Here is a 22,000-nt window from a genome sequence, read left to right as displayed (position 1 = left end):
TTTTTATTATTTGTTTCTATTGATTAATGAATATTTCAATATATAAGTAATAAGTTTTTAAAAAATGTTACATATTCATTTTTACCTAAACAATATTTATCAATGTTTCCAAAATCTACAACTTGTTAACTTTTTAACTTAATTGTCCATTCAAAGTTAAAAGTGGAAACCTCGATACCTTCCTTATTGGTTCCTACAGATTTCATCCAGACCGTTTGCCCTTCTCCCGTTTCAATAGTTTTTTGAATGGCTTCTTTAATCAAATGTCCATCATTACATACAAACGTAATTCTACCTGTTGCTTTTTTAGTAAAGGTGGCATTGTTATTTGCCACCAACATGGATATTTTCTTTCCACTTTCATGGATTTGACCCGATACCATTGCTCCTGTGCTCATTTCTGCAGCCATACCCTGCACTGCCCAAAACATGGAATTAAAAGGGTTTTGATTCATCCATCTGTGCTTAACACTCACTATACAACTAGATTCATTGACTTGTTTTACACGAACCCCACAAAGCCATGCAGAAGGTAACTTGAACATTGTAAAGGTGTTGATCTTTCTAGGAGTAATCTTCATAATATCATATTTAATTTCCCTAAAGTATTGAAAAAGTATGGACATACAAAATAGCGCTAAATCATAAATTTATGTTAAAATATGGTACTATGTTTTGCATAATACCTTCTTTTAGCCATATATTTGTATAAGAAACTATTATATACTTTTAAAAATGTCCAATAACAACCACAAAAATATCGCAACATTTATGCACTTAGGGGTATTTACCAAATACTTTATTCCATTTGGGAATTTTATAGTTCCCATATTATTATGGACTACCAATAAGGATAAATCAGAGTTTATAGATAACCACGGTAAAGAAGCTATCAATTTTCAGTTGAGTGTACTGCTTTATACGATAATTTTAGGAATGATATCTGTTCCTTTTTTTATGTTTAACATCCTTGGAGATGCATCTTTATTCGATATTTTTAATCACAACGGGCTAGATATTAACTTTTCTACCGATGGAGGATTCAGAACGTTAATAGGTGCCTCATTCGTAGGTGTTATAGCATTAATGGGGTTCTTTTTAGAAATCATTTTTATTATCACCGCAGCATTAAAAGGAAATAAAGGAGAACTATATAGATATCCGTTAACAATAAGATTCATAAAGTAATTTAGAATGAACTCATCAATCAACATAAAATATATTCTAATTACTGCTATAGCTGTGGTATCCTCCTTCTTTTTTCACGAGTTGGCTCACTTCATCACTGGGAAACTCTTAGGATACGAAATGGGAATGACACTTAATTCTGCATTCTTATTAGAAGGAGAATACCAATCGGCTTGGCACCAACAATTAGTTAGTGCAGCTGGCCCCATATTTACAATGCTTCAGGCTTTTGTAATATTTTATTTCATCAAAAAAACGAATAATAAGTATTGGTATCCATTTTTATTCTTTGCATTTTACTCTAGAGTATTAGCAATGATTATATCAATTTTTAATCCTAATGATGAAGCTCGTATTAGTGAATGGCTTGGACTTGGATATTGGATGTTACCATTACTAGTAGGTTTTACGTTACTAATACTATTAATTAAAACATCAAAAGAGCAGGGATACAATTTAAAATTTAACCTAATCAATTATCTTTTATCATCCGTCTTTATTGCTGGAGTTGTATTCTCTGATCAATATATATTTAGATAACATCATCAATCAATTAATCAATCAAAAAATGAACAGTTTAACTTTTTAAAAACCAGTTTTATGAAGATCGAAAACACAAAAGCGCAAATGCGCAAAGGTGTTCTGGAATATTGCATACTTTCAATTCTTAGGGATGACGACGCTTATGTAGCAGAGATTTTAGGGACCCTTAAAGACGCAAAGATGCTAGTTGTAGAAGGCACAATATATCCTTTATTAACAAGGCTTAAGAATGCCGGATTGCTTAGTTATCGCTGGGAAGAATCTACATCAGGACCACCACGTAAATATTATGGCCTTACGGAAACAGGAAAACTTTTTCTAAAAGAATTAAATACCACTTGGGACGAATTACAAAATGCGGTAACTATAGTTACTAAACAAAAAAAGAAACAAAAATGAACAAAACAGTCAATATAAATTTAGCAGGCATATTTTTTCACATCGATGAAGACGCTTATTTAAAGCTGCAGCGCTATATTCAGGCGATAAAACGTTCATTTACCGACTCTCAAGGTAGAGATGAAATTATCGCTGATATCGAAGCACGAATAGCAGAGCTTTTCAGTGAAAAAATAAAAGACGAAAGACAAGTAATCGGTACGAAAGAAGTAGATGAAGTAATCGAGGTTATGGGGCAACCCGAAGATTATAGATTAGATGAAGAGATTTTTGAAGACGAACCAAAATCTTCTTACCAAAGAACTCCAAAATCTAAACAGTTATTTAGAGATACTTCTAACTCTTATGTAGGAGGTGTAAGTTCTGGATTAAGCCATTATCTTGGTATAGATCCTATCTGGTTAAGAATAGCATGGATTCTTTTTACCGTATTTTCTAGTGGAGCCTTTATCCTTATCTATATCGCATTCTGGATTTTTGTGCCAGAAGCAAAAAGTACAGCAGATTATTTAGCAATGAAAGGAGAAGCTGTAAATATTAGCAACATCGAAAAAAAAATCAAGGAAGGATTTAATGATGTTGCAGATAAGGTAAAAGATGTAGATTATCAGAAATATAGTGATAAAGTAAAAAGTGGTTCTACCAGTTTTTTTGATGCACTTGGAGATGTATTATTAGTGATATTGAAAATATTTGTAAAATTCATAGGAGTACTATTAATCCTTGTATCAGGAATCACTTTAATAAGTCTATTTATTAGTTTATTCACTGTTGGTACTTTCGGGTTTATAGAAACACCATTTACTGAATATATAGATGTTGTTAACCATCCTAATGTACCATTGTGGCTAGTATCCTTACTTACATTGTTTGCTGTTGGTATTCCGTTTTTCTTTTTATTCATTTTAGGTTTAAAAATTGTTATTAATAACCTGAAATCAATAGGTACTCCAGCTAAGTTAGCATTATTGGCAGTTTGGATTCTATCAGTAATAGGATTAGCAATTGTAGGTATCCGTCAGGCTACTCAAGAAGCCTATGACGCAGAAGTAATTGAAGATTCAAGAAACTTATACCTTCAATCTAGCGATACCTTACATATAAAAATGGTCGGAAACAATAGATATGTAAGAAACCTATATCATAGAAATGATTTTAAAATAAAAAGAGATCAAAACGACAATAAGGTAATTGTAATTCAGGATATCGAAGTGTTTATAAAAGAAAACAGAGAAGATTCAATTCCGAAAATTATGATTAGAAGAAATGCTGAAGGAAGCAGCTACGATGAAGCTAAAGAAAGAGCTGCAGCCATCAAGTACGACTATGACATAAAAGGTAATACGTTATTATTAAATGGATACGCAATTACTGATTACGTAAATAAATACAATGATCAGGAAGTGGAAATTATACTTTCTATCCCAGAAGGAATGACCATATTCGCTGATGATAATACGTCTGGATATAACAACTCATGGAAATACAATGATTATCTAACTATAGACGGTAAAGAAGAAAAATATCTAAAATTGATTGATGGTAAGTTTACTTGTCAGGATTGCCCTAAGGATGAATGGAAATACAATGAATGGGAAGACAATAACAATACTGATGATGAAACCAATCTTAAAATTGATGAAGATGGAGTACAAATCAAAATCAACTCAGATGATGAGGATGCTAATCTTAAAATCGATGAAGATGGAGTACAAATCAAAAGTGAAGAAGTAGATATAAAAATAGACGAGAACGGAATAAAAATCAAAACCGATAATTAATCAATCTGTCCGCCTAAGGCGGATCAAAAAACGAACAGTTTAATAAATTAAATCACACTATTATGACAACACTAACTAAAATTATAGCAACAGTAATCCTTACAGCTTTATGTTGTTCTTGCAACATAGCTTTTGACGGAATCAAAGGCGAAGGAGAAGTAATCCGAAAAGAAAAGATTATCAACGAAAACTTTGATACTATAAAATCCAGTCGAGGTTTAGATGTGGTACTAACTAATAAAAAAGATAAGAAAGTAATTATTGAAGCAAACGAAAACCTACATCAACATATAGAAGTATATGTAGAAGGAGAAATTCTGTATATTACTTCTGACAAGAATATCTATCGAGCTGATGAAAAGACAGTCTATGTATCCTATGATAAACTAGGAAAAATATCAGCAACTAGTGGTGCTAGAATTACGTCTCAGGGAGCCGTTGTGCAGAAAGATCTTGCTATTAGTGCTACAAGTGGTGCAGATATAGAACTTAAGGTAAAAGCCGAAACACTTACTACATCAGTAACAAGTGGTGCTATGATGAACTTATCAGGAAAAGTAAATAACCATAAAGCTAGTGCAACAAGTGGAGCAGATATAAGAGCAGATGAGCTTTTAAGTCTTATCTCGGAAGCAAAAGCAACCAGTGGTGCGCATATAAAAATTCACGCTAAAGACCAGTTTACCGGAAAAGCAACCAGTGGCGCGGATGTAGTGTACTATGGAGATCCTCAAAAAGTATCTGAAGATGATAACTCTGGAGGAAATGTACGTAGACATTAATAATCAATAACCTAACCAATCAATTCAACCAACCACTACCAACCAAAAAAATAGGACCACCAGAAAAGTACCCATTGTTTGTTGACAGACAAGTTATTTAGATATTATACTTTTCGGGTGGTTCTTATGTTTTAATCATTCTCAATTTTTTACCACCATCTTATTCTATAGATGGATTATCAATCATATCAACATTCATCAATCTGTCTGATCCAGGCGAATCAAAAAACGAAAAAATGACATCAAAACTTAAGGATTTAATCCTATTCATATGTATTATAGTAGCTTCCGGATATAGTAGCTATGCCCAAAAATCAGAAGTTCCGAAAAATCTAAAGAACACTATCCTTGAATTAGACGGCGAATTCTGGAAATCCTATAACAGCTGTGATATCAACACATTCAAAACATTTTTTGTAGAAGATTTTGAGTTCTATCATGATAAAGGAGGATTAACATCTGGACTTGCTAAAATGATGTCCAGCGTAGAAAATGGATTATGTAATCCAGAAAACCCCAGGGTACGACGAGAAGTGGTAGAAGGAAGTGTCGATGTATTTCCTCTTAATAATTACGGAGCCATCATTACCGGCGAACACGTCTTTTATGTTTCAGAAAAGGGTAAAGCAGAACGACTTGCTGAGATTGCAAAATTCACGCACGTCTGGCAGCATAAAAATGAGCAATGGAAAATGACTAGAGCATTAAGTTATGATCACCAACCTGCTCCCCAGAACGCAGATAAAAAAGAAATCTCTTTATCCGATGAAATCTTGAATCAATACTTAGGGACTTACCAAGCACCACAAACAGGGACCGTAACAATAACTAAAAAGGACAATCTGTTAGAGATAAAAGCTGGTAAAATGGAAGCCATTGTTTACCCTCAAAAAGAGAACCTATTTTTTCATAAACAAAGTCCGCTAACTTTTGAATTTATAAAAGATGACAAAGGGATTATATCCAAAATGATTGTTCGAGAAAATGGGCAAATCGCAGAAGAAGCTAAGAAGGTGAAATAAAAATAATGTCTCACCATTTCTTTACGTACCTCTTTGAATATAGTAAAAGTATAACCTCTTAAATTAAGAGGTTATACTTTTCGATATACCTTTTGAAATCTGAATATATGTAACGTTTTTTTCTGAAATCAGTCTTTTTATAAATAAATTTAACGAATGGATATACTTAAACATAAAAAACAGTGTTTAAAAAATAAACCACACACAAAATGAGACCACTTCTGCTATCACTATTTTCAATTTTCGCTTTAGGAAACCTGCATGCTCAGAAAGAAAAGATTAAAGGCAATAAAATTGTCATGACCGAAGAAAAAATCGTAGACGCTTTTCATACGATCGAGTTATATGATAACTTCGAAGTTTCTATAGATGAAGATAGTGATCATATAATAAAGATTGAAGCGGATAGCAATCTTCAGGAGTTTATAGAAGTAGAAATACAGGATAGTGTGTTAAAAATAAGAGCAACTAAACTCTTCCGGCGCGCCAAAGCATTAAACATAACGATCTCATACGCTTCAGAATTAAAAAAAATAAGTGCGTATGACAAGATTAACCTTAAATCATTGGCACCTATAAAATCCTCAGAATTAAGTATCGAAGCGAATGATAATTCAGAAGTGTTTTTATCCGTAGATACAGGCAGCATAACAAGTATTTCTAATGGAAAAGCAACTCTTGACTTACACGTTGACTCAAAACAGGCATTTTATCAGGTAAACGAAAATTCAGAATTAAAAGGAATCATAACCGCCGATAGTCTAAAGATAGATTTATATCAAAAAGGATATGCAAAATTAGAAGGAGATGTTAAATCAATGCTGGTAAGAGCAGATGGAGATACAGATTTTTATGGTGAAAAATTGACATCAGGTAAAACGTCTATTATTGCTGAAGGTTCTAGTGATTGCTATGTGTTAGCAAATGAAGAAATTACTATTGAAGCTACAAATGAAACAGAAATCTATTTACTAGGAGAACCTACAATTAATATGACGATGTTTGCTAACGAAGCTACTTTGTACAAGAAAAAAATTGACTATAGTCCGAGTAGACTCAAATTAAAATAGAAATTCTTAAAAATAGTAGACCTGACGAATTTTAAAAACTGTCAGGTCTAAAAGTATTTTTCGATTTAATATCTATTATGCAGAAACTTCCTCGCTAGTTTCTACAGTGGCTAGATATCTTTCTGCATCTAATGCCGCCATACAACCAGTACCAGCTGCAGTCACTGCTTGTCTATATTCTTTATCCTGAACATCACCTGATGCGAATACACCTGGAATATTGGTTTTAGTAGATTTACCTTCTGTAATAATATATCCGGTATCATCCATATCGATCTGACCTTTAAAAATATCTGTATTCGGTTTATGGCCAATCGCAATAAACAATCCAGTAATAGCAATTTCAGATTTCTCTCCTGTTTGGTTATTCACCATACGCAACCCTTCCACTACTTGGTCTCCAACAACCTCATCAACTTCGGTATTATATAATACTTTAAGATTAGGTGTATTATTTACACGATGTTGCATAGCTTTAGACGCTCTCATATAATCTTTACGCACCAACATAGTAACGCTAGAACAAATATTAGAAAGATACGTAGCTTCTTCTGCTGCAGTATCTCCGGCACCAACAATAGCAACATCCTGGCCTTTATAAAAGAATCCATCACAAACCGCGCAGGCAGAAACTCCACCTCCACGTAATTTCTGTTCACTAGGTAGTCCTAAATATTTAGCAGTAGCACCTGTTGAAATAATAACAGCTTCGGCTTCAATTTCTTTTGTATTATCTACGGTAACTTTATGGATTCCTCCTACTTCTTTACTGAATTCTACGGCAGTAACCATTCCGATTCGTACTTCTGTACCAAAACGTTCTGCTTGCTGTTGTAGTTGTACCATCATTGTTGGGCCATCAATACCTTCAGGATATCCAGGAAAATTATCTACCTCTGTAGTGGTAGTTAACTGTCCTCCTGGTTCCATACCAGTATACATAATGGGTTTAAGATCTGCACGTGCTGCATAAATTGCTGCAGTATATCCTGCCGGTCCTGAGCCTATAATCAAGCATTTTATTCTTTCTATTGTATCTGACATAATCTTTTTCGGTTTATCTGATGTAAAAGTAGCAATTTGAAGAGAAACCTTACACTAAAGTTATTAAGAATTGTTATAAGCTTATAGACATCTTAAATAAATACTAAAATGAAAAACAATAACTCTCTACACATATATATTTGTAAACAAATCAACTAATACTGTGCGACACCTTCTCTTTCTTATCTTTATAATTATTAATTCGGGTATATATTCTCAAAACACAAAAGTAGATAGCCTTAGATTAAAATTAAATTCGCATACTTCTGAGGATACTAAAAAGGTTGATTTATTAAATGAAACTGGTTTCGAATATTGGATAATCGATCCTAACGAATCTTTAAAATACGGAAAAGAAGCATTAGAGCTCTCTAAAAAATTAACATATGATGCCGGTATTGCAGTGGCAAATCGCATTATTGGAGTAGCATATTGGGCACAAGGAAATCAGAACGAAGCATTACTATATCTTACTCAATCTCAGAAAAAATTTCAAAACAACAAGGATCAAGAAGGTATTGCAAATACTATGCTTAATATCGGAATGGTGTATGCAGATCTTAAAGAATATGACAAGGCATTAAAAAACTATAACGATGCGATCGATAATTTTACCGCATTAAACCTCTCAGGTCGTATTGCTACTACATTTACAAAAATAGGAACTATTCATATCGAAAAAGGTAACCTTAATGATGCACGAATATATATATCGGATGCTCTAAAACTCCACACTAAGAATAATTTTCAATATGGAATCGCAGAAGCTCATAATCGTTTAGGAATTCTGTATTTAAAAGAAAAGGAGCTTGCTCAAGCAAAATATCATATAGAAAGATCCATTTCTGTAGGTAAAAAGATAGGGGACGAAGATGGTATGATCAGTAACCTAATCCAATACGGTAAACTACTGCGGCTAGAAAACAACTTTGAGGCTGCAGACATTCATCTTAATTTAGGACTTAATAGAGCTAAAAACAATAGCCTAAAGAAATATGAATTGCTTGCCTACGAAGAACTAAAAGAGCTTAGAACACTACAAGAAAAACCTAAAGAAGCATTAGTTTTTTATGATTTCTACTCAAACTTAAAAGATTCAATTTTTAATACTGAAAAATCTAAACAGATTGCCTATCTCGAGTTTAAAAATCAACTGGAACAGCAAGATAAAGAACTAGAATTCCTTCAGGAAAAAGAAAAAACAGATGTTTTAATTAAATGGAGCCTTGCCTTTGGTATTCTGGTATTATTGATAAGTAGTTTTCTAATTCTAACCAATGTAAAACAACGTTCCAGAAAAAACAGAGAGCTATTAGAAAAAAGTAATGAGCTTTTACAATCCAAAGAAGCGCTAAACCAACAAGCACTCGAAAATGCAAAACTCAAACAACAAGAGCTAAAACAGCAACTTGAGTTTAAAAATAAAGAACTTACCTCCTATGCAATCAATTTTGTTCAAAAAAATGAATTATTGCAAAATTTGCAAAGTACAGCTCAACTGGCAAAAAAATCAACCCCAAAAGAAAAAGATAAATTAATAGATCAACTAAACAAAACCATCCAACAAAACTTAAGCATTGATAAAGATTGGGAAGATTTTAAACGCTTTTTTGAAGAAGTACACGTTGGTTTTTATACAAAACTAAAAGCTAAACATCCAGAATTAAGTGCAAACGATCTAAAAATTTGTTCGCTGACTAGACTAAATCTTAATATTAAAGAAACTGCAAGTATCCTTGGTATTTCTCCTGAGAGTGCTAAAACTGCACGTTACCGACTACGTAAAAAGCTCGAATTACATCAAAATCAAGAAATCTTCACGTATTTATTAGCGTTAGAAAACGAATAATCCAGCATGCCCTGTGCTGTTTTTAAGTATTTCATGAAAATACATTTCTAAAAGACACAAACACAAAACACTGAAAATAAGTGTTTTAAAAATAATTGTTCACCTGCTGTCTACCTCCTATTAGCATAATAAACATTCCTGTCTACTTTTAATAAAAGACTGCCCACTTACCGTATACTCCATTTATTAGCAATGACTTATCCTCTTCTATACTTTTGATTCCGGAAAACAAAACAAATTATTAATTCTTAAAAACTTGGAAAATGTTGAGGAACAAAAAAAATGAAGATTTACTTACACTTAAAAATTACTGGGTAAGAAGAAAAAATGAATTGAAGTATGGGTTACATCATAAAAATATAGGGTAATGAAAGAGTTATTTATGAATTTACCATCTGTATCAGCAATCGTACTGGATCCTATATCTCTGGTTATTATAGGGATGTATATTGCACTGATGATTTGGGAAGCAGTAGCTCCAGCACGTCAATTACCAAAAGTAAAATACTGGAAAGTAAAAGGATTAATCTCTTTTGCTGTATTCTTCCTACTTTCCTCTTATCTACCACTAATTTGGGACAACTATTTAATAGAATACCAATTTTTTGATCTTACAGGATTAGGTGTTTTTGGCGGAGCAGCTTTTGGGTTTCTTATATACGAATTCGCATTATACGCCTGGCATAGAGCAATGCACGCAAGTGACTTCTTATGGAAAGTCTTCCATCAGATGCACCATAGCATAGAACGTATGGATTCTTATAGTGCATTCTACTTCAGTCCTATGGATATGATCGGATTTACATTTCTAGGGAGTTTCTGCTTTACTATTATCGCTGGATTTGACCCTAAAGCTGTAGTAATTATCATTTTGATTACTAATTTTTTTACTATTGTACAGCACTGCAATATCATCACTCCACATTGGATTGGATATCTGGTTCAGCGACCGGAAGGACACACCTACCATCATAAAAAAGGGGTGCATGCCTATAACTATTCTGACCTATCCTTTATCGATATGTTATTTGGCACTTTTAACAACCCAAAAGTACATCCCAGAGAATCCGGATTTTATTCCGGAGGATCTGGCAAAATTGTAGATATGATGCTTTTCAGAGATATCAATAAAAAAAATAGTTGAGTCGTGATGAAATTGTTCTGGGTTTTTGGACAAAACAAAAACCCTAACAATTTCTATTAAAAAACAAGTTATGAATACACTGTTAAAAAAATCTAAAAAGTATTGGGTTCAATTCCTTAATAGAAGGTCATTATTTAGCGCTATTACCTATAGTTTGCTATTATTCTCAATTGTTTCTTCCGGAACGTCAAGTACAATTGAGTGGCTATACTTAGAAATATATAACGCAACCTTATTTTACATTATCATAAACATGATACTTTTTTCTAAAGATATTTTACAAACCAAGTCTGATTTGCATTTTTCAAATGAATTAATCGAAATATTTGTGATAACTCTATTCGCAGCTATACTTATTATCTCTTTATACCTATCGAAAGATAGTATAAATGCTTTCGGAATAAGCAAGATGATCGTCAAAGTTAATGCAACTTTTGTTATTGTTATTTCATTATTCATGTCTAGAAAAACTAGATCAATCCTCAATTAAATAAAATCTAAAACGAAATACTTAATCCCATAATCAAGAAACTTGTGGAGGAAAAAGCAATAGTCCATGTTCAATTTAAATCAAATTTATCACAGCAAAGGTTACAGAAAATTTCTAGCAATCATATGGATACGATGGCGAATGTAGAAGGGCTTATTAGAAAATATTATTATATAAATACAGAAACCAAAACTATCGGAGGAACCTATCTTTTCGACAATATAAAACTAGCAAGAGATTATATTCGTTATTTTCTAGTAAAAGGAATCGGACTTAGATACGGAATCATACCAGATACACTAAAAATGCAAACAGGAATCATACAAATGGAAATAGAAGGGAAAAACACTAAATATCTATCGAAAAATTAAAATTCGGATTAGATATCCTACATTTATTCCAAAATTGAGAAAAATGACACTTTTCGATACTTTGGATATTTTGGGGACAATTGCCTTTGCCATTTCAGGAGCATTGAGCGCTATGAACAGAAGATTGGATCTTTTCGGAATCTTTATTATCGCTTTTGTTACTGCCATTGGTGGAGGAACACTAAGAGATGTACTTATAGGAGCAACACCGGTATCATGGATGCAAAACACTATAAATTTATATCTAATTGGGGGCGTTACCGGTGTATCCATCATCTTTAGGAATAAATTGGATTACCTCAAAAAATCCCTTTTCCTGTTTGATACAATAGGACTAGGGATTTTTACGATTATGGGAGTAGAAACAGGAATACAAACGGATCTTGATCCTATTGTATCTGTTGCGTTAGGAACCATGACTGGATGTTTTGGAGGAGTGATCAGAGATATTTTGTGTAATGAAATTCCGGTGATTTTCAGAAAAGAAGTTTATGCTACAGTCTCTATAGCTGGAGGAATTTGTTTTATGATCTTGTATTCACTAAACGTACCTGTCAATATCATATATATAACTACCACGCTATTGATTATTATTATACGTTTATTAGTCGTAAAATATAAAGTTTCACTGCCTATGTTTACGGTTACAAATCAGAAAAGCTAATCACATTTATCAATAATAATAAAAATGATTATTATATTTCAACTACCTAATATCCAGAGTAATGAAAACTAATATAGATCTCAGCGATTCAGAATTCGAAAAACAATTTAAAGCTGGTAATCTTGACCCCTCTTTGTTTAGTCATGAAGCTCACTTGCGATTAGCGTGGATACATGTTTCTAAATATGGGGTTGATACTGCTTGTAAAGAAATTTCCAATCAAATTTTAGCCTATGTGACTCAATTAGGCAAAACAGATAAATTTAACAAAACCCTTACCATTGCGGCAGTTAAAACCGTGAATCATTTTGTGCAAAAATCTAAATCAAACAGTTTCCAGGATTTCATTACCGAGTTCCCAATATTGAAATATAATTTCAAAGATTTGCTGGACTCTCATTACGGTTTTGATATATTTAATTCTGAAAAGGCCAAGACACAATATGTAGAGCCAGATTTATTACCCTTTTAATGAAATTATACAACAAGTAGCATCCATATTTGTTTAAAAGCAATCAGATCATTATGAAAGAAAAATTATTAAAATCTTTTCAAGGATTTGCAAGCTTTTCTGAACAAGAAGCATCACTTATCATAAGTAAAACAAAACTGAGAAATTTTCGTAAAAAAGAAAATCTATTGAAAATCGGTGAAACCTGCAGTGCGTTTTATTTTATTTTAAAAGGTGCTATACGACAGTATAGAACTACCGAAGATCTTGATGAGATCACACTAAACTTGTATCTGGAAAATAATTGGGTGCTGGAGCATCAGAGCTTCACCTCCCAAAAACCATCTACAACAACCATTCAGGCTTTTGAGGATTGTACAGTCTATGAACTGGATATTCATGCCATCCATGAATTAATAGGACGATCACCTTCATTTTTCCAATTAGGTAAAATATTAGAACAACCGCTACTTGGGATTGAGTTATACCAAAATCTACCAACACCAGAACAGAAGTACAGAGCGATACTCACACATAATCCTCAACTCATCCAGAAATTCCCTTTAAAGCATATAGCATCCTATTTAAAAATCACTCCCGAAACCTTAAGTAGAGTTCGAAATAAATTAAGCAAGTCTTCTTAATTTCTTGATTTGGATCAAGTGCTCCTTCCTTAGTAAAAAGCCAAATTTGATTTTCTTACTAAAACATAAAAGTTATGCAAAATCAATTAGAAAAAAGTGCAGGTATTGCGCTCATTATCGGTTCAATTTTGGTTATTATCACCATGGTATTCCACCCTGTAGGCGGTAATTTCGAACATTTATTAAAAATATCAAAAATGGCTATTACATCTCATGCGCTAGCTATTCTTTCAATTCCTATACTCACATTCGGATTTTGGGGATTAACGGTTCGATTGGGTAAAAACAATAGTCTCTCTTTATTAGGATTTATAATAATAGTATTTGGATTACTAGCAGGAATGATGGCAGCTGCTATTAATGGACTAGCATTATCTTTTTTTATTAAACGATACCATGGTCAATCTACAGAAATCATAGCACAAATTAATCACATTATACATTATGGGTTTGCATTAAACAAGGCTATGGATTATATTTTCATCGCAGCTTGTTGCTTCGCAATCGTATTATGGTCGATTGTTATTGTCAAAAAATCAATCCTACCTAAATGGATAGCCTATCTGGGAATACTATTGGGTATTACCGCAATTATATTAATGCTGTTTAATGTGGCTTTTACAAACCTTTATAGTTTCAGAATATTTATAGCAGGATTGGTAAGTTGGATTATTCTAACAGGGTATGCGCTTACAAAAACAAAAAAACGCCTAAATTAATGCTTGTTTAGAAGGCTTTTACTATTTTAATTATCCGGTTATTTACTAGTTTATCTATTGCTAAAAATAACCGGATAATTTCTTTGGAAATCCCTACTTTTTAGGCTATGTTCGTATATTCAGAAAAGAATTTACACAATGATTATAGAACCTAGAACTCGCGGATTCATTTGTCTAACTGCACATCCAAAAGGGTGCGAACAAAATGTAATAAACCAAATAGATTATATCAAATCCAAAGGAACCATAAACGGACCAAAAAAAGTACTCGTCATTGGTGCTTCTACTGGTTTTGGTTTAGCCTCCAGAATAACCAGTGCATTTGGTTCTAATGCTGCTACAATTGGTGTGTTTTTAGAAAAACGCCCTAAACCAAACAGACCAGCTTCTCCAGGATGGTATAATAGTGCTGCTTTTGAAACGCAGGCACATGAAGCCGGATTATATGCTAAAAGTATTAACGGAGATGCTTTTTCTAATGAAATTAAACAACAAACCATAGAACTCATCAAACAAGATCTTGGACAAATAGATTTAGTTATTTATAGTTTAGCATCACCAGTTCGAGTGCATCCGGAAACCGGAGTAAAACACAAATCCGTTTTAAAACCAATCGGTGATCCGTATACAAATAAAACAGTAGATTTTCATACCGGAGACATATCTCAGATATCCATTGAACCTGCCACAGAAGAAGACATAGAAAACACTGTAACCGTAATGGGTGGAGAAGATTGGCAGTTCTGGATTAATGCGTTACAAAAAGAAAATTTGTTAGCTCCAGAAGCTAAAACCGTCGCCTACTCTTATATCGGTCCAAAACTTACTGAACCTGTTTACCGAAAAGGAACTATCGGCAGCGCTAAAGATCATTTAGAAGCTACTGCATTTGACATTACTAAATCACTTAATAGTATCAACGGAAAAGCGTATGTTTCTGTAAATAAAGCACTAGTTACTCAAGCTAGCTCTGCAATTCCGGTAATTCCTCTATATATTTCTCTATTATATAAAATAATGAAGGAAAATAACATCCACGAAGGTTGTATAGAGCAAATGCAACGATTGTTTGCGGATAGATTATATAGTAGCAACGACATTGCAACCGATGATCAAGGTAGAATACGTGTTGATGATTGGGAAATGCGTGAAGATATTCAGGCTAAAATAAAAGAATTATGGGATAATGCTACTACAGAAACCTTAGCAACTATTGGTGATCTAGAAGGATACAGCAATGATTTCTTTAATCTATTTGGGTTTAAGGTAGCTGGAGTGGATTATGATCAAGATGTAAACGAAGTGGTAGAAATTCCTGGATTACAATCTTAATTTTCTCTCTACTTTGTACAGAACAGCATCCCCTTTATCATTGATTTAGGGGGTTTTTCTTTTATATTTATCAACAAAAGGATTAATAGCCGTAGAATTAAACGTTTACTATAGATTTATTAAACAAGAGTAAACGGTTATAATCAAGTATATAAAATAAAAATAAACGTAATTGCTGTTATGCAGTAATTGGCAATAATTAAAAAAAAAGATTAAGAATTCAAAAAAAAACTACAAAAGAATTGAATACTGAATGGACTTAGCGAGACACTGTAATTTATGTGATAATCAAAAAACAAGCTTAAAAGAAGGTACGACTTGCAAATTGACTTGTCGAAAACCTGAATTTAATAAAACTTGTTCTAAAATTGAACTTAATGAAAAGTTTGAAAATAAATTAAAAACTGTAAATATTCAATATGATAAGGTTAAAAAACGAAAAAACTTAACATATCTATATTCAGGAATTTTTATTTTAATAGGACTTGCATTTATTATTTATGGTTACGTATTAGGGAAATATGTTTTAGATGATAGAGATCCCAGCTTGTTTATTGAATATGTCCATATCACAATTATGGGTATTGGACTTTTGCCATTTGGAATTGCATATAAAATGCTACGGGAATACAAACAAGAATTTGATCTTGCAAAAAGTAAAAAAGACAAAATAGATGAAGTTCTGAATGAATATCAAATAGACTATTATATTGATATTAAATACGGAAAAAAAATTCACGGAACTCAAAAAGTATTTACAGAATTGAAAGTAAATAGAATTCGCTGAAAACGATACCACAACACTATATTCTATGTGATCATAGCAGTTAAGTGATGATTCGAATAGTTCTTGTATATTTGGTAAGGCGCAATGCTTGCAGAAAGTAAAAGTTAGCAACCAATGCGCAAGAAAAACCGGAAAGCAAGGTAACATTTTGCTCCGCTACGACACGTATATTAAACGTTGTACACAATTACTCACGAGTATGACTACATTTTTCTATATATAATTAAAAATAACTAGATATGATTCCCATAATTGGATATAGAACCTGTAGATTAAAAGCTTACCCTCTTTCAAAGTTTGAAATTACTGACGAAGATGCTATGAAATCTTCAGTTAAATATGACCAACTAGATCCTTGGAATTCTGGTTTCCTATTTACGAAAAAAACAGAATCTAATAAAATAGAAAAAAGGGTTCAATACTTTCATATTGCATACATACCGATCTTTCCTAACAAAACACATTGGACTTTACGAAAAAAAGACGGTAAACTATATTATGCCACAGAAAATTCCATTAAAAAGATAAAAAAATATATAAAAAAGGATAGAAGCCCTTGGTATATGTATTTTGGACCAATATTTATTACACTTACATTAGCAATTTTTCTACTAAACTATTTTTTACTAAATCCTATAATGCATAATTATAAGTATTCTCAAACTATATCCAATAGGCTTGAATCAACTTATGATGAAAAGATAAAAATGGTAAATAATTTAGATGAAAATTATTTTATATCTTTTAAAGTATTGAAAGAAAAGCATATTGATTTATACCTCAGGGATTATTCCACTACTAGCTATGGGAAAGTACTTAGATCAACTAGAGATAGTATCCATATTGGTGTTTTGAATAGTAAAGAAAAAAAAATAAAACGTTATGATCAACCCTATTTTATTTATAAAACTTTTGAGGAAAACAAAAAAGAATTAAAAGTTCTTAAGTTTTCAAAAGACCATTTCGAAAAGTTTGTTCCAAACTCATATGAACAATTAAAACAACTCAGTGATAATTCGAATGGATTAGTTTTCGATAATTCTTTCAAATACTCACTATTAAATGATCCTGACATCAAAATTCATTGTACCGCCTCTGGATTTGAAATAATAAATAAAGGAAAACCTCTTAAATTAATCGAAATAAAAAATTTAAAAGAAGACCACGAATGGGGAATTGGTCTACCATTAAAACTTTTTGCTGCAAGAGGTAGAAATGGAAAGTATGCTATTAATCACGAATACGCTAAAAATTCTGCTTGGGAAATTGAATTAACATTCAAAGATGACTTTAATTCAAGTTATATTTATATCCTTAATAAAAACACAAATTGTTCATTAGAAAAAATATAACTGTTTACAACAACATATACAAAATCAGAGCAATTTAACGCTAGATCAAAAGTCATTTACTTTTTGCAATGGCTCTGGATTTTTATAAATTAAATAAGAAATAAAAATGAGCAGATAAATCGATTGGTTCAGGCTTGTTTGCCTTGCTCCGATTCATATATTTAACGTTAGCAAACATTCTTCACATCAGAATCCTATTAATTCCTCATGCTAACGGAAATAAAGTGACTAAATTTCAATAACTAAACTTGAAATTTGCCGAAATTAAAACATTGTAATGAAGGATATCGATTGTAACACTTATTAAAAACTATTGTCTTTAGTTTGATAATTAAACTAAAAAAATGAAATTAGGAACCAATATTATACTTTTTCTTTTCAGTATTTCACTTTTCGCACAAATATCAACAGAAGGAATTATCAAAGATGTGAGGACGGACAAACCCATTCCATATGTCAATATTGGAATTATAAAAAAAGACAAAGGAACCGTCTCAACGGACAAAGGCAAATTTGAATTCGAAATATCATCGAAATCAATGAACGACACAATAAAATTATCCTCAATCGGCTATCAACCAAAATCAATGCTCGTAAAGGATTTTGTAGCAATTTTGAAAACCAATCCAATAATAAAACTTCTACCAGAAATCACGGAATTGAATGAAGTTGTTGTTACAAACAAAAAACTGAAAGAAAAAACACTTGGAAATAAAACCAAATCTAAAAAAATGAGAGGTGCTTTTCGTAACGCTGTAGCTGGTAACGAAGTTGGAGTGAAAATCAAAATAAAAGACAGCCCAACCTACATAAAAAAGTTTCACGCCAATGTTATATCAAACACGAGTAAAAAAGTGAATTTTAGACTTAATTTCTATAATATTAAAGACGGAGTACCGAACGAAAAATTAATCAAGGAAAATATAATATTCTCGATTAATGTAAAAGAAGGACAATTTACCTTAGATCTTGAAAAATATGATATAGTTGTAGAAGAAGATTTCTATTCTACAATAGAATTATTGGAAAACCAAAAACCTGAGGAAGAGGTATTCTTTTCAGCGGGACTATTAGGGAATACCATGGCTTACAGATATACCAGCCAAGGAGAATGGACAAAATCAAATACGGTGGGAATTGGATTTAATTACACGGTAAAATATTGACAAAAATCACTGTGGTTAACATTATATATAAAATCAGAGCAAAGTTTAATACTAGGTCGAAAGGTCTTTTCCTTTTTGCAATGACGCTAAATTTTCATAAATTAAATAAGAAACAAAAATAGCGCAGATAAATCAATTGGTTCTGGCTTACTTGCCTTGCTCCGATTCATATATTTGCCGTTGTATGCAGCTGGATAAACCGAACTTACCTGAATCAATCCAGTCAAAAAACAAACATTTTTAGTAACTTTAGGACAAGCAATCCATAAAATCATGACAGCAAATAAAGCATGTATTATCCCGACAATTCAATATAAAAATGCAAAAACAGCCATCGAATGGTTATGTACAGCATTCGGATTTGAAAAGCACCTTGTAGTCCAAGGAGAAGACAATACAATTATACATACTCAACTGACATATAGAAATTCGATGATTATGTTAAGTTCCGAAAACAATAACGAATACGGCAAATTGGTAAAAGCGCCCAACAGTTTGAACGGAATGAATACTCAAGCACCCTATATAATTGTTGAAAAAATTGATGAACATTATAAAAATGCTGTTGCCAAAGGTGCAAAAATACTTTTAGAAATTAAGGATCAAGAATATGGTGGTCGTGGCTATACATGCAAGGATATTGAAGACCATATTTGGAATTTTGGTTCATATAATCCTTGGAATTAACATAAATAAAAAAGACAGCACACAACACCATGTATAATTAATTGCTACGGATTTTCTCTACGTTCGGTTTCCTTTTGCTAAATTAGTTGTTGAACCACGCAACTAACTATACACAAACCGTTACCCAACATTTTGACCAGAAATGTACACAAAACTGAAAAACATAATTCTTACTATAACTCTAATTGGAATTGGATTGGGGGTTTTCAGTTACAGCAAAATGTATGAATTCTTTTATCAAGAGTTTTACTTTCCAATAGTATTGGCTATTTTACTCATTGTATTCTTCTTCTTACCAAAGAGTTTAAAGATTAAAAGCAAATTTTTGACTTTAACTGCACTTGGAATTGGAATTGTATTTATAACTCTCACAACCCAACTTACTATGGATTATTTTGGAATGAAAAGAACTGAAAAAGTATTAACCGAATACCATGAGTTAGATTGTAAAAAAATAACCGAACGATTCAAAACTGATTTAACGAATAATGAAGTTAAGTATTTTTCAAGCGGATTAGTTGGTTCGGGAAATTTATCGGAGAACATAAAAAAATACGGAATAGAAAATTTTCACCTTGGATGTATGGTTTATAAAAATCTGAATTGCTACAATAAACTCGTTAGCAATTATCTGAAAGACAAAAAGAGTATAAAAATTAATGAATTGTATGAATAATAAAAACGTTACCCAACTCAACTATACTTGACTTTAAAGCAAGACTTCAAACTTAAGATGTATAAAAAATAACAGATAAATAATTAATAGATCTTGAAGGACAAAATGGATAATAATCATAAAGTTGGTGATTTAATTTATGATGCGAATATTTATGATGGAATGAATACCTATGTTAATGAAGTCTCTAGCTTCTATTTGTATCGCAATTTTCATTCTTTCTGATCGAAAATTAAACTTATTCTATTTCAAACGTAAGATTTGTATATTGCATATGCACCCTTCGGGATACGGACTATATACAGAACACTCGTAGTAATTTAAAAATCGAAATGGAGATTAATACTTTAATAGGAATAGATACAAAAGACATTCTAAATGTATTCAATGAATCGTTTTCAGATTATTTTATTCCGTTTCAATTAACAGAAGAACAACTGAATTCAAAAATGTTAACCGATAAGGTTCATCTTAACTTATCAGTTGGAGTTTTTGAGCATAAAAAACTAATTGCTTTTATATTACATGGTTTTGATAAAATCAATAATGAAAAAATAGTATATAACGGGGGGACAGGAGTTATCCCAAAGAAAAGAGGTTTAGGATTAACCAAACAGATGTATAATTTCATTTTACCTGTCTTAAAAGAAAAGGGAATTAACAAATTATTCCTTGAGGTCATTTCTAAGAATACACCAGCCATTAAGTCTTACAAAAAATCTGGTTATAAAGTTGAAAGAGAGTTATACTGCTACAAAGGAGAAATAGTTATTTCTAACTTAAACAACAATTTAGAAATTTATAAATTACAAGATTATGACTGGAGTTTAATACAATCATTTTGGGATATCACTCCTACTTGGCAAAACTCTAATAATATTGTCGATCAATTAAAGAATACTAATATTTCATTGGGTGCTTATATTAAAAATCAGCTAGTCGGATATATTATTTACAATCCAAATAATAAAAGATTGCAACAAATCGCGATAGATAAAAACTTTAGACAACGAAGAATCGCTTCAACGCTAATGTCTAAATTAACAGAGGATTATGGGCCAACATTCTCAATTATTAATGTAGATAAAAGCTCAAAAACCGTTGATGCTTTTTTACAAAAAATAGGATTTGAAAAAAATCTGGAGCAGCTAGAAATGAAATTACAACTCAATAAAAACTAATACTAATAAGGCTTCTAAAAAATGTGCCTGGTGATTAAAAGAATTGAAGCTTTTACTTTTTAATTACCTACCACAAAGACGCATATAATTAATCGCTAGAACATCTATGTTCTAGCGATTAATTCTCTCAATTTACGACAGGTTCGTGCCTTTTTGCTAACTTTAACTCAATCTAACTACCTCTGTAGTTAATTGGAAAAAACCTAAATTAAATGGCTGGAGAAACAAATATTTCTGAATTATTAAAAGGAATGACTCCTAAACTGAATATAGGAGAATATGTGTTTTCTACTGTAAAGGATATAAGTAAGATTAATCGAAATGATACTATTTGTGAATTCAAAGAAAAAGAAGGAACGACTATAGTTATTGAGAGGAAAAAAGCAGACGAAATCAATTTGAATTATGAATATATTGCTTCTTGGATAACGTTAATGATTCACTCATCACTTGACGCTGTTGGTTTAACAGCAATATTTTCTGCAGAATTAGCTAAGAATAATATAAGCTGTAATATTATTGCTGGATATTATCATGACCATATTTTTGTTGACACAAAAGATTCAAAAAAAGCGATTGAAGTTTTAGAAAAATTAGCTAACAATGCTGAATAAAACTAGTTATTAGGTTGTCTATTTCCAGGGACAGAAGCAACGCT

General features: G+C 31.8%; 25 protein-coding genes. 23 read left to right on the top strand and 2 right to left on the bottom strand.

Annotated elements, in window-relative coordinates; genetic code table 11:
* Nucleotides 1-125 precede the first annotated feature (125 nt).
* Nucleotides 126-581, bottom strand: coding sequence for a DUF4442 domain-containing protein (locus Q0910_RS01060; RefSeq protein WP_299211369.1), 456 nt, complete (start codon nucleotides 579-581; stop codon nucleotides 126-128).
* 154 nt (nucleotides 582-735) lie between these two features.
* Between Q0910_RS01060 and Q0910_RS01055 the strand changes: the two genes are divergently transcribed.
* The 7 genes from Q0910_RS01055 (at nucleotide 736) to Q0910_RS01025 (ending at nucleotide 6,785) form a co-directional block, all read left to right on the top strand.
* The gene (locus tag Q0910_RS01055; protein ID WP_299211367.1) at nucleotides 736-1,188 is read left to right on the top strand and encodes a DUF4870 domain-containing protein; all 453 of its coding nucleotides are present in this window, start codon (nucleotides 736-738) and stop codon (nucleotides 1,186-1,188) included.
* A gap of 6 nt (nucleotides 1,189-1,194) precedes the next feature.
* Nucleotides 1,195-1,728 (top strand): hypothetical protein, encoded by a 534-nt coding sequence (locus Q0910_RS01050; protein WP_299211364.1) that lies wholly within the window; start codon nucleotides 1,195-1,197, stop codon nucleotides 1,726-1,728.
* A gap of 60 nt (nucleotides 1,729-1,788) precedes the next feature.
* Entirely contained in the window at nucleotides 1,789-2,130 is a 342-nt protein-coding gene (locus Q0910_RS01045) for a PadR family transcriptional regulator (RefSeq protein WP_118457539.1), read from the top strand.
* Complete coding sequence (locus tag Q0910_RS01040; protein WP_299211359.1) at nucleotides 2,127-3,911, top strand: PspC domain-containing protein; 1,785 nt, start codon at nucleotides 2,127-2,129, stop codon at nucleotides 3,909-3,911. The genes Q0910_RS01045 and Q0910_RS01040 overlap by 4 nt, the downstream gene beginning before the upstream one ends.
* 62 nt (nucleotides 3,912-3,973) lie before the next feature.
* Nucleotides 3,974-4,693 (top strand): head GIN domain-containing protein, encoded by a 720-nt coding sequence (locus Q0910_RS01035; protein ID WP_299211356.1) that lies wholly within the window; start codon nucleotides 3,974-3,976, stop codon nucleotides 4,691-4,693.
* Between the two features lie 236 nt (nucleotides 4,694-4,929).
* Nucleotides 4,930-5,715 carry a DUF4440 domain-containing protein gene (locus Q0910_RS01030; protein ID WP_299211353.1) on the top strand — a complete coding sequence of 262 codons (786 nt, stop codon included), beginning with the start codon at nucleotides 4,930-4,932 and terminating at the stop codon, nucleotides 5,713-5,715.
* A gap of 209 nt (nucleotides 5,716-5,924) precedes the next feature.
* On the top strand, nucleotides 5,925-6,785 hold the full coding sequence (locus Q0910_RS01025; RefSeq protein ID WP_299211350.1) for a DUF2807 domain-containing protein: 861 nt from the start codon (nucleotides 5,925-5,927) through the stop codon (nucleotides 6,783-6,785).
* A 75-nt stretch (nucleotides 6,786-6,860) separates the two neighbouring features.
* Here the strand turns inward: Q0910_RS01025 and trxB are convergent, their stop codons facing one another.
* Nucleotides 6,861-7,829 (bottom strand): thioredoxin-disulfide reductase, encoded by a 969-nt coding sequence (trxB, locus tag Q0910_RS01020; RefSeq protein WP_299211347.1) that lies wholly within the window; start codon nucleotides 7,827-7,829, stop codon nucleotides 6,861-6,863.
* A gap of 163 nt (nucleotides 7,830-7,992) precedes the next feature.
* On the opposite strand from trxB, the gene Q0910_RS01015 reads away from it, so the two are divergent.
* The 16 genes from Q0910_RS01015 to Q0910_RS00940 all read left to right on the top strand — a co-directional run bounded on the left by Q0910_RS01015 (nucleotide 7,993) and on the right by Q0910_RS00940 (nucleotide 21,956).
* Nucleotides 7,993-9,678 (top strand): tetratricopeptide repeat protein, encoded by a 1,686-nt coding sequence (locus Q0910_RS01015; protein WP_299211344.1) that lies wholly within the window; start codon nucleotides 7,993-7,995, stop codon nucleotides 9,676-9,678.
* 367 nt (nucleotides 9,679-10,045) lie between these two features.
* A complete protein-coding gene (locus Q0910_RS01010) occupies nucleotides 10,046-10,822 on the top strand; it encodes a sterol desaturase family protein (protein ID WP_299211341.1) in 777 nt (258 codons plus the stop codon).
* Nucleotides 10,823-10,892: 70 nt separating this feature from the next.
* A complete protein-coding gene (locus Q0910_RS01005) occupies nucleotides 10,893-11,312 on the top strand; it encodes a hypothetical protein (RefSeq protein ID WP_299211338.1) in 420 nt (139 codons plus the stop codon).
* A 44-nt stretch (nucleotides 11,313-11,356) separates the two neighbouring features.
* The gene (locus Q0910_RS01000; RefSeq protein ID WP_299211335.1) at nucleotides 11,357-11,683 is read left to right on the top strand and encodes a YdhR family protein; all 327 of its coding nucleotides are present in this window, start codon (nucleotides 11,357-11,359) and stop codon (nucleotides 11,681-11,683) included.
* Nucleotides 11,684-11,726: 43 nt separating this feature from the next.
* A complete protein-coding gene (locus tag Q0910_RS00995; protein WP_299211332.1) occupies nucleotides 11,727-12,347 on the top strand; it encodes a trimeric intracellular cation channel family protein in 621 nt (206 codons plus the stop codon).
* 61 nt (nucleotides 12,348-12,408) lie between these two features.
* Nucleotides 12,409-12,819: a hypothetical protein gene (locus Q0910_RS00990; protein ID WP_299211329.1), complete on the top strand. Its 411-nt coding sequence runs from the start codon at nucleotides 12,409-12,411 to the stop codon at nucleotides 12,817-12,819.
* 53 nt (nucleotides 12,820-12,872) lie between these two features.
* Nucleotides 12,873-13,442, top strand: a complete 570-nt coding sequence (locus Q0910_RS00985; RefSeq protein WP_299211326.1) for a Crp/Fnr family transcriptional regulator — start codon at nucleotides 12,873-12,875, stop codon at nucleotides 13,440-13,442.
* Between the two features lie 74 nt (nucleotides 13,443-13,516).
* On the top strand, nucleotides 13,517-14,161 hold the full coding sequence (locus tag Q0910_RS00980) for a hypothetical protein (RefSeq protein ID WP_299211323.1): 645 nt from the start codon (nucleotides 13,517-13,519) through the stop codon (nucleotides 14,159-14,161).
* Nucleotides 14,162-14,299: 138 nt separating this feature from the next.
* Entirely contained in the window at nucleotides 14,300-15,493 is a 1,194-nt protein-coding gene (fabV, locus tag Q0910_RS00975) for an enoyl-ACP reductase FabV (RefSeq protein ID WP_299211320.1), read from the top strand.
* Nucleotides 15,494-15,746: 253 nt separating this feature from the next.
* Nucleotides 15,747-16,280, top strand: a complete 534-nt coding sequence (locus Q0910_RS00970) for a hypothetical protein (RefSeq protein WP_299211318.1) — start codon at nucleotides 15,747-15,749, stop codon at nucleotides 16,278-16,280.
* Between the two features lie 239 nt (nucleotides 16,281-16,519).
* On the top strand, nucleotides 16,520-17,632 hold the full coding sequence (locus Q0910_RS00965) for a hypothetical protein (RefSeq protein WP_299211314.1): 1,113 nt from the start codon (nucleotides 16,520-16,522) through the stop codon (nucleotides 17,630-17,632).
* 344 nt (nucleotides 17,633-17,976) lie between these two features.
* Nucleotides 17,977-18,798, top strand: a complete 822-nt coding sequence (locus Q0910_RS00960; RefSeq protein ID WP_299211311.1) for a carboxypeptidase-like regulatory domain-containing protein — start codon at nucleotides 17,977-17,979, stop codon at nucleotides 18,796-18,798.
* 273 nt (nucleotides 18,799-19,071) lie between these two features.
* Nucleotides 19,072-19,485 (top strand): VOC family protein, encoded by a 414-nt coding sequence (locus Q0910_RS00955; protein WP_299211308.1) that lies wholly within the window; start codon nucleotides 19,072-19,074, stop codon nucleotides 19,483-19,485.
* Nucleotides 19,486-19,627: 142 nt separating this feature from the next.
* Nucleotides 19,628-20,161 carry a hypothetical protein gene (locus Q0910_RS00950; protein ID WP_299211305.1) on the top strand — a complete coding sequence of 178 codons (534 nt, stop codon included), beginning with the start codon at nucleotides 19,628-19,630 and terminating at the stop codon, nucleotides 20,159-20,161.
* A gap of 332 nt (nucleotides 20,162-20,493) precedes the next feature.
* Nucleotides 20,494-21,342 (top strand): GNAT family N-acetyltransferase, encoded by an 849-nt coding sequence (locus Q0910_RS00945; protein ID WP_299211302.1) that lies wholly within the window; start codon nucleotides 20,494-20,496, stop codon nucleotides 21,340-21,342.
* Between the two features lie 212 nt (nucleotides 21,343-21,554).
* Nucleotides 21,555-21,956: an ACT domain-containing protein gene (locus Q0910_RS00940; protein ID WP_299211299.1), complete on the top strand. Its 402-nt coding sequence runs from the start codon at nucleotides 21,555-21,557 to the stop codon at nucleotides 21,954-21,956.
* Nucleotides 21,957-22,000: the final 44 nt, after the last annotated feature.

It is taken from the genome of uncultured Aquimarina sp., assembly GCF_947495315.1.
Taxonomy (GTDB): domain Bacteria; phylum Bacteroidota; class Bacteroidia; order Flavobacteriales; family Flavobacteriaceae; genus Aquimarina.
Note: the sequence above shows the minus strand (reverse complement) of the source record. Positions and strands in the feature narration are given on the sequence as shown.

What these genes read in the sequence shown, in the direction of transcription:
- Q0910_RS01045 (WP_118457539.1), top strand. Translation starts at nt 1,789, where the DNA reads ATGAAGATCGAAAACACAAAAGCGCAAATGCGCAAAGGTGTTCTGGAA.
- trxB (WP_299211347.1), bottom strand. Translation starts at nt 7,829, where the DNA reads ATGTCAGATACAATAGAAAGAATAAAATGCTTGATTATAGGCTCAGGA.
- Q0910_RS01010 (WP_299211341.1), top strand. Translation starts at nt 10,046, where the DNA reads ATGAAAGAGTTATTTATGAATTTACCATCTGTATCAGCAATCGTACTG.
- Q0910_RS00970 (WP_299211318.1), top strand. Translation starts at nt 15,747, where the DNA reads ATGGACTTAGCGAGACACTGTAATTTATGTGATAATCAAAAAACAAGC.
- fabV (WP_299211320.1), top strand. Translation starts at nt 14,300, where the DNA reads ATGATTATAGAACCTAGAACTCGCGGATTCATTTGTCTAACTGCACAT.
- Q0910_RS00990 (WP_299211329.1), top strand. Translation starts at nt 12,409, where the DNA reads ATGAAAACTAATATAGATCTCAGCGATTCAGAATTCGAAAAACAATTT.
- Q0910_RS01040 (WP_299211359.1), top strand. Translation starts at nt 2,127, where the DNA reads ATGAACAAAACAGTCAATATAAATTTAGCAGGCATATTTTTTCACATC.
- Q0910_RS01055 (WP_299211367.1), top strand. Translation starts at nt 736, where the DNA reads ATGTCCAATAACAACCACAAAAATATCGCAACATTTATGCACTTAGGG.
- Q0910_RS00995 (WP_299211332.1), top strand. Translation starts at nt 11,727, where the DNA reads ATGACACTTTTCGATACTTTGGATATTTTGGGGACAATTGCCTTTGCC.
- Q0910_RS01035 (WP_299211356.1), top strand. Translation starts at nt 3,974, where the DNA reads ATGACAACACTAACTAAAATTATAGCAACAGTAATCCTTACAGCTTTA.
- Q0910_RS00940 (WP_299211299.1), top strand. Translation starts at nt 21,555, where the DNA reads ATGGCTGGAGAAACAAATATTTCTGAATTATTAAAAGGAATGACTCCT.
- Q0910_RS01030 (WP_299211353.1), top strand. Translation starts at nt 4,930, where the DNA reads ATGACATCAAAACTTAAGGATTTAATCCTATTCATATGTATTATAGTA.
- Q0910_RS00965 (WP_299211314.1), top strand. Translation starts at nt 16,520, where the DNA reads ATGATTCCCATAATTGGATATAGAACCTGTAGATTAAAAGCTTACCCT.
- Q0910_RS00980 (WP_299211323.1), top strand. Translation starts at nt 13,517, where the DNA reads ATGCAAAATCAATTAGAAAAAAGTGCAGGTATTGCGCTCATTATCGGT.
- Q0910_RS00950 (WP_299211305.1), top strand. Translation starts at nt 19,628, where the DNA reads ATGTACACAAAACTGAAAAACATAATTCTTACTATAACTCTAATTGGA.
- Q0910_RS01025 (WP_299211350.1), top strand. Translation starts at nt 5,925, where the DNA reads ATGAGACCACTTCTGCTATCACTATTTTCAATTTTCGCTTTAGGAAAC.
- Q0910_RS01005 (WP_299211338.1), top strand. Translation starts at nt 10,893, where the DNA reads ATGAATACACTGTTAAAAAAATCTAAAAAGTATTGGGTTCAATTCCTT.
- Q0910_RS00945 (WP_299211302.1), top strand. Translation starts at nt 20,494, where the DNA reads ATGGAGATTAATACTTTAATAGGAATAGATACAAAAGACATTCTAAAT.
- Q0910_RS00960 (WP_299211311.1), top strand. Translation starts at nt 17,977, where the DNA reads ATGAAATTAGGAACCAATATTATACTTTTTCTTTTCAGTATTTCACTT.
- Q0910_RS00985 (WP_299211326.1), top strand. Translation starts at nt 12,873, where the DNA reads ATGAAAGAAAAATTATTAAAATCTTTTCAAGGATTTGCAAGCTTTTCT.
- Q0910_RS00955 (WP_299211308.1), top strand. Translation starts at nt 19,072, where the DNA reads ATGACAGCAAATAAAGCATGTATTATCCCGACAATTCAATATAAAAAT.
- Q0910_RS01060 (WP_299211369.1), bottom strand. Translation starts at nt 581, where the DNA reads ATGAAGATTACTCCTAGAAAGATCAACACCTTTACAATGTTCAAGTTA.
- Q0910_RS01050 (WP_299211364.1), top strand. Translation starts at nt 1,195, where the DNA reads ATGAACTCATCAATCAACATAAAATATATTCTAATTACTGCTATAGCT.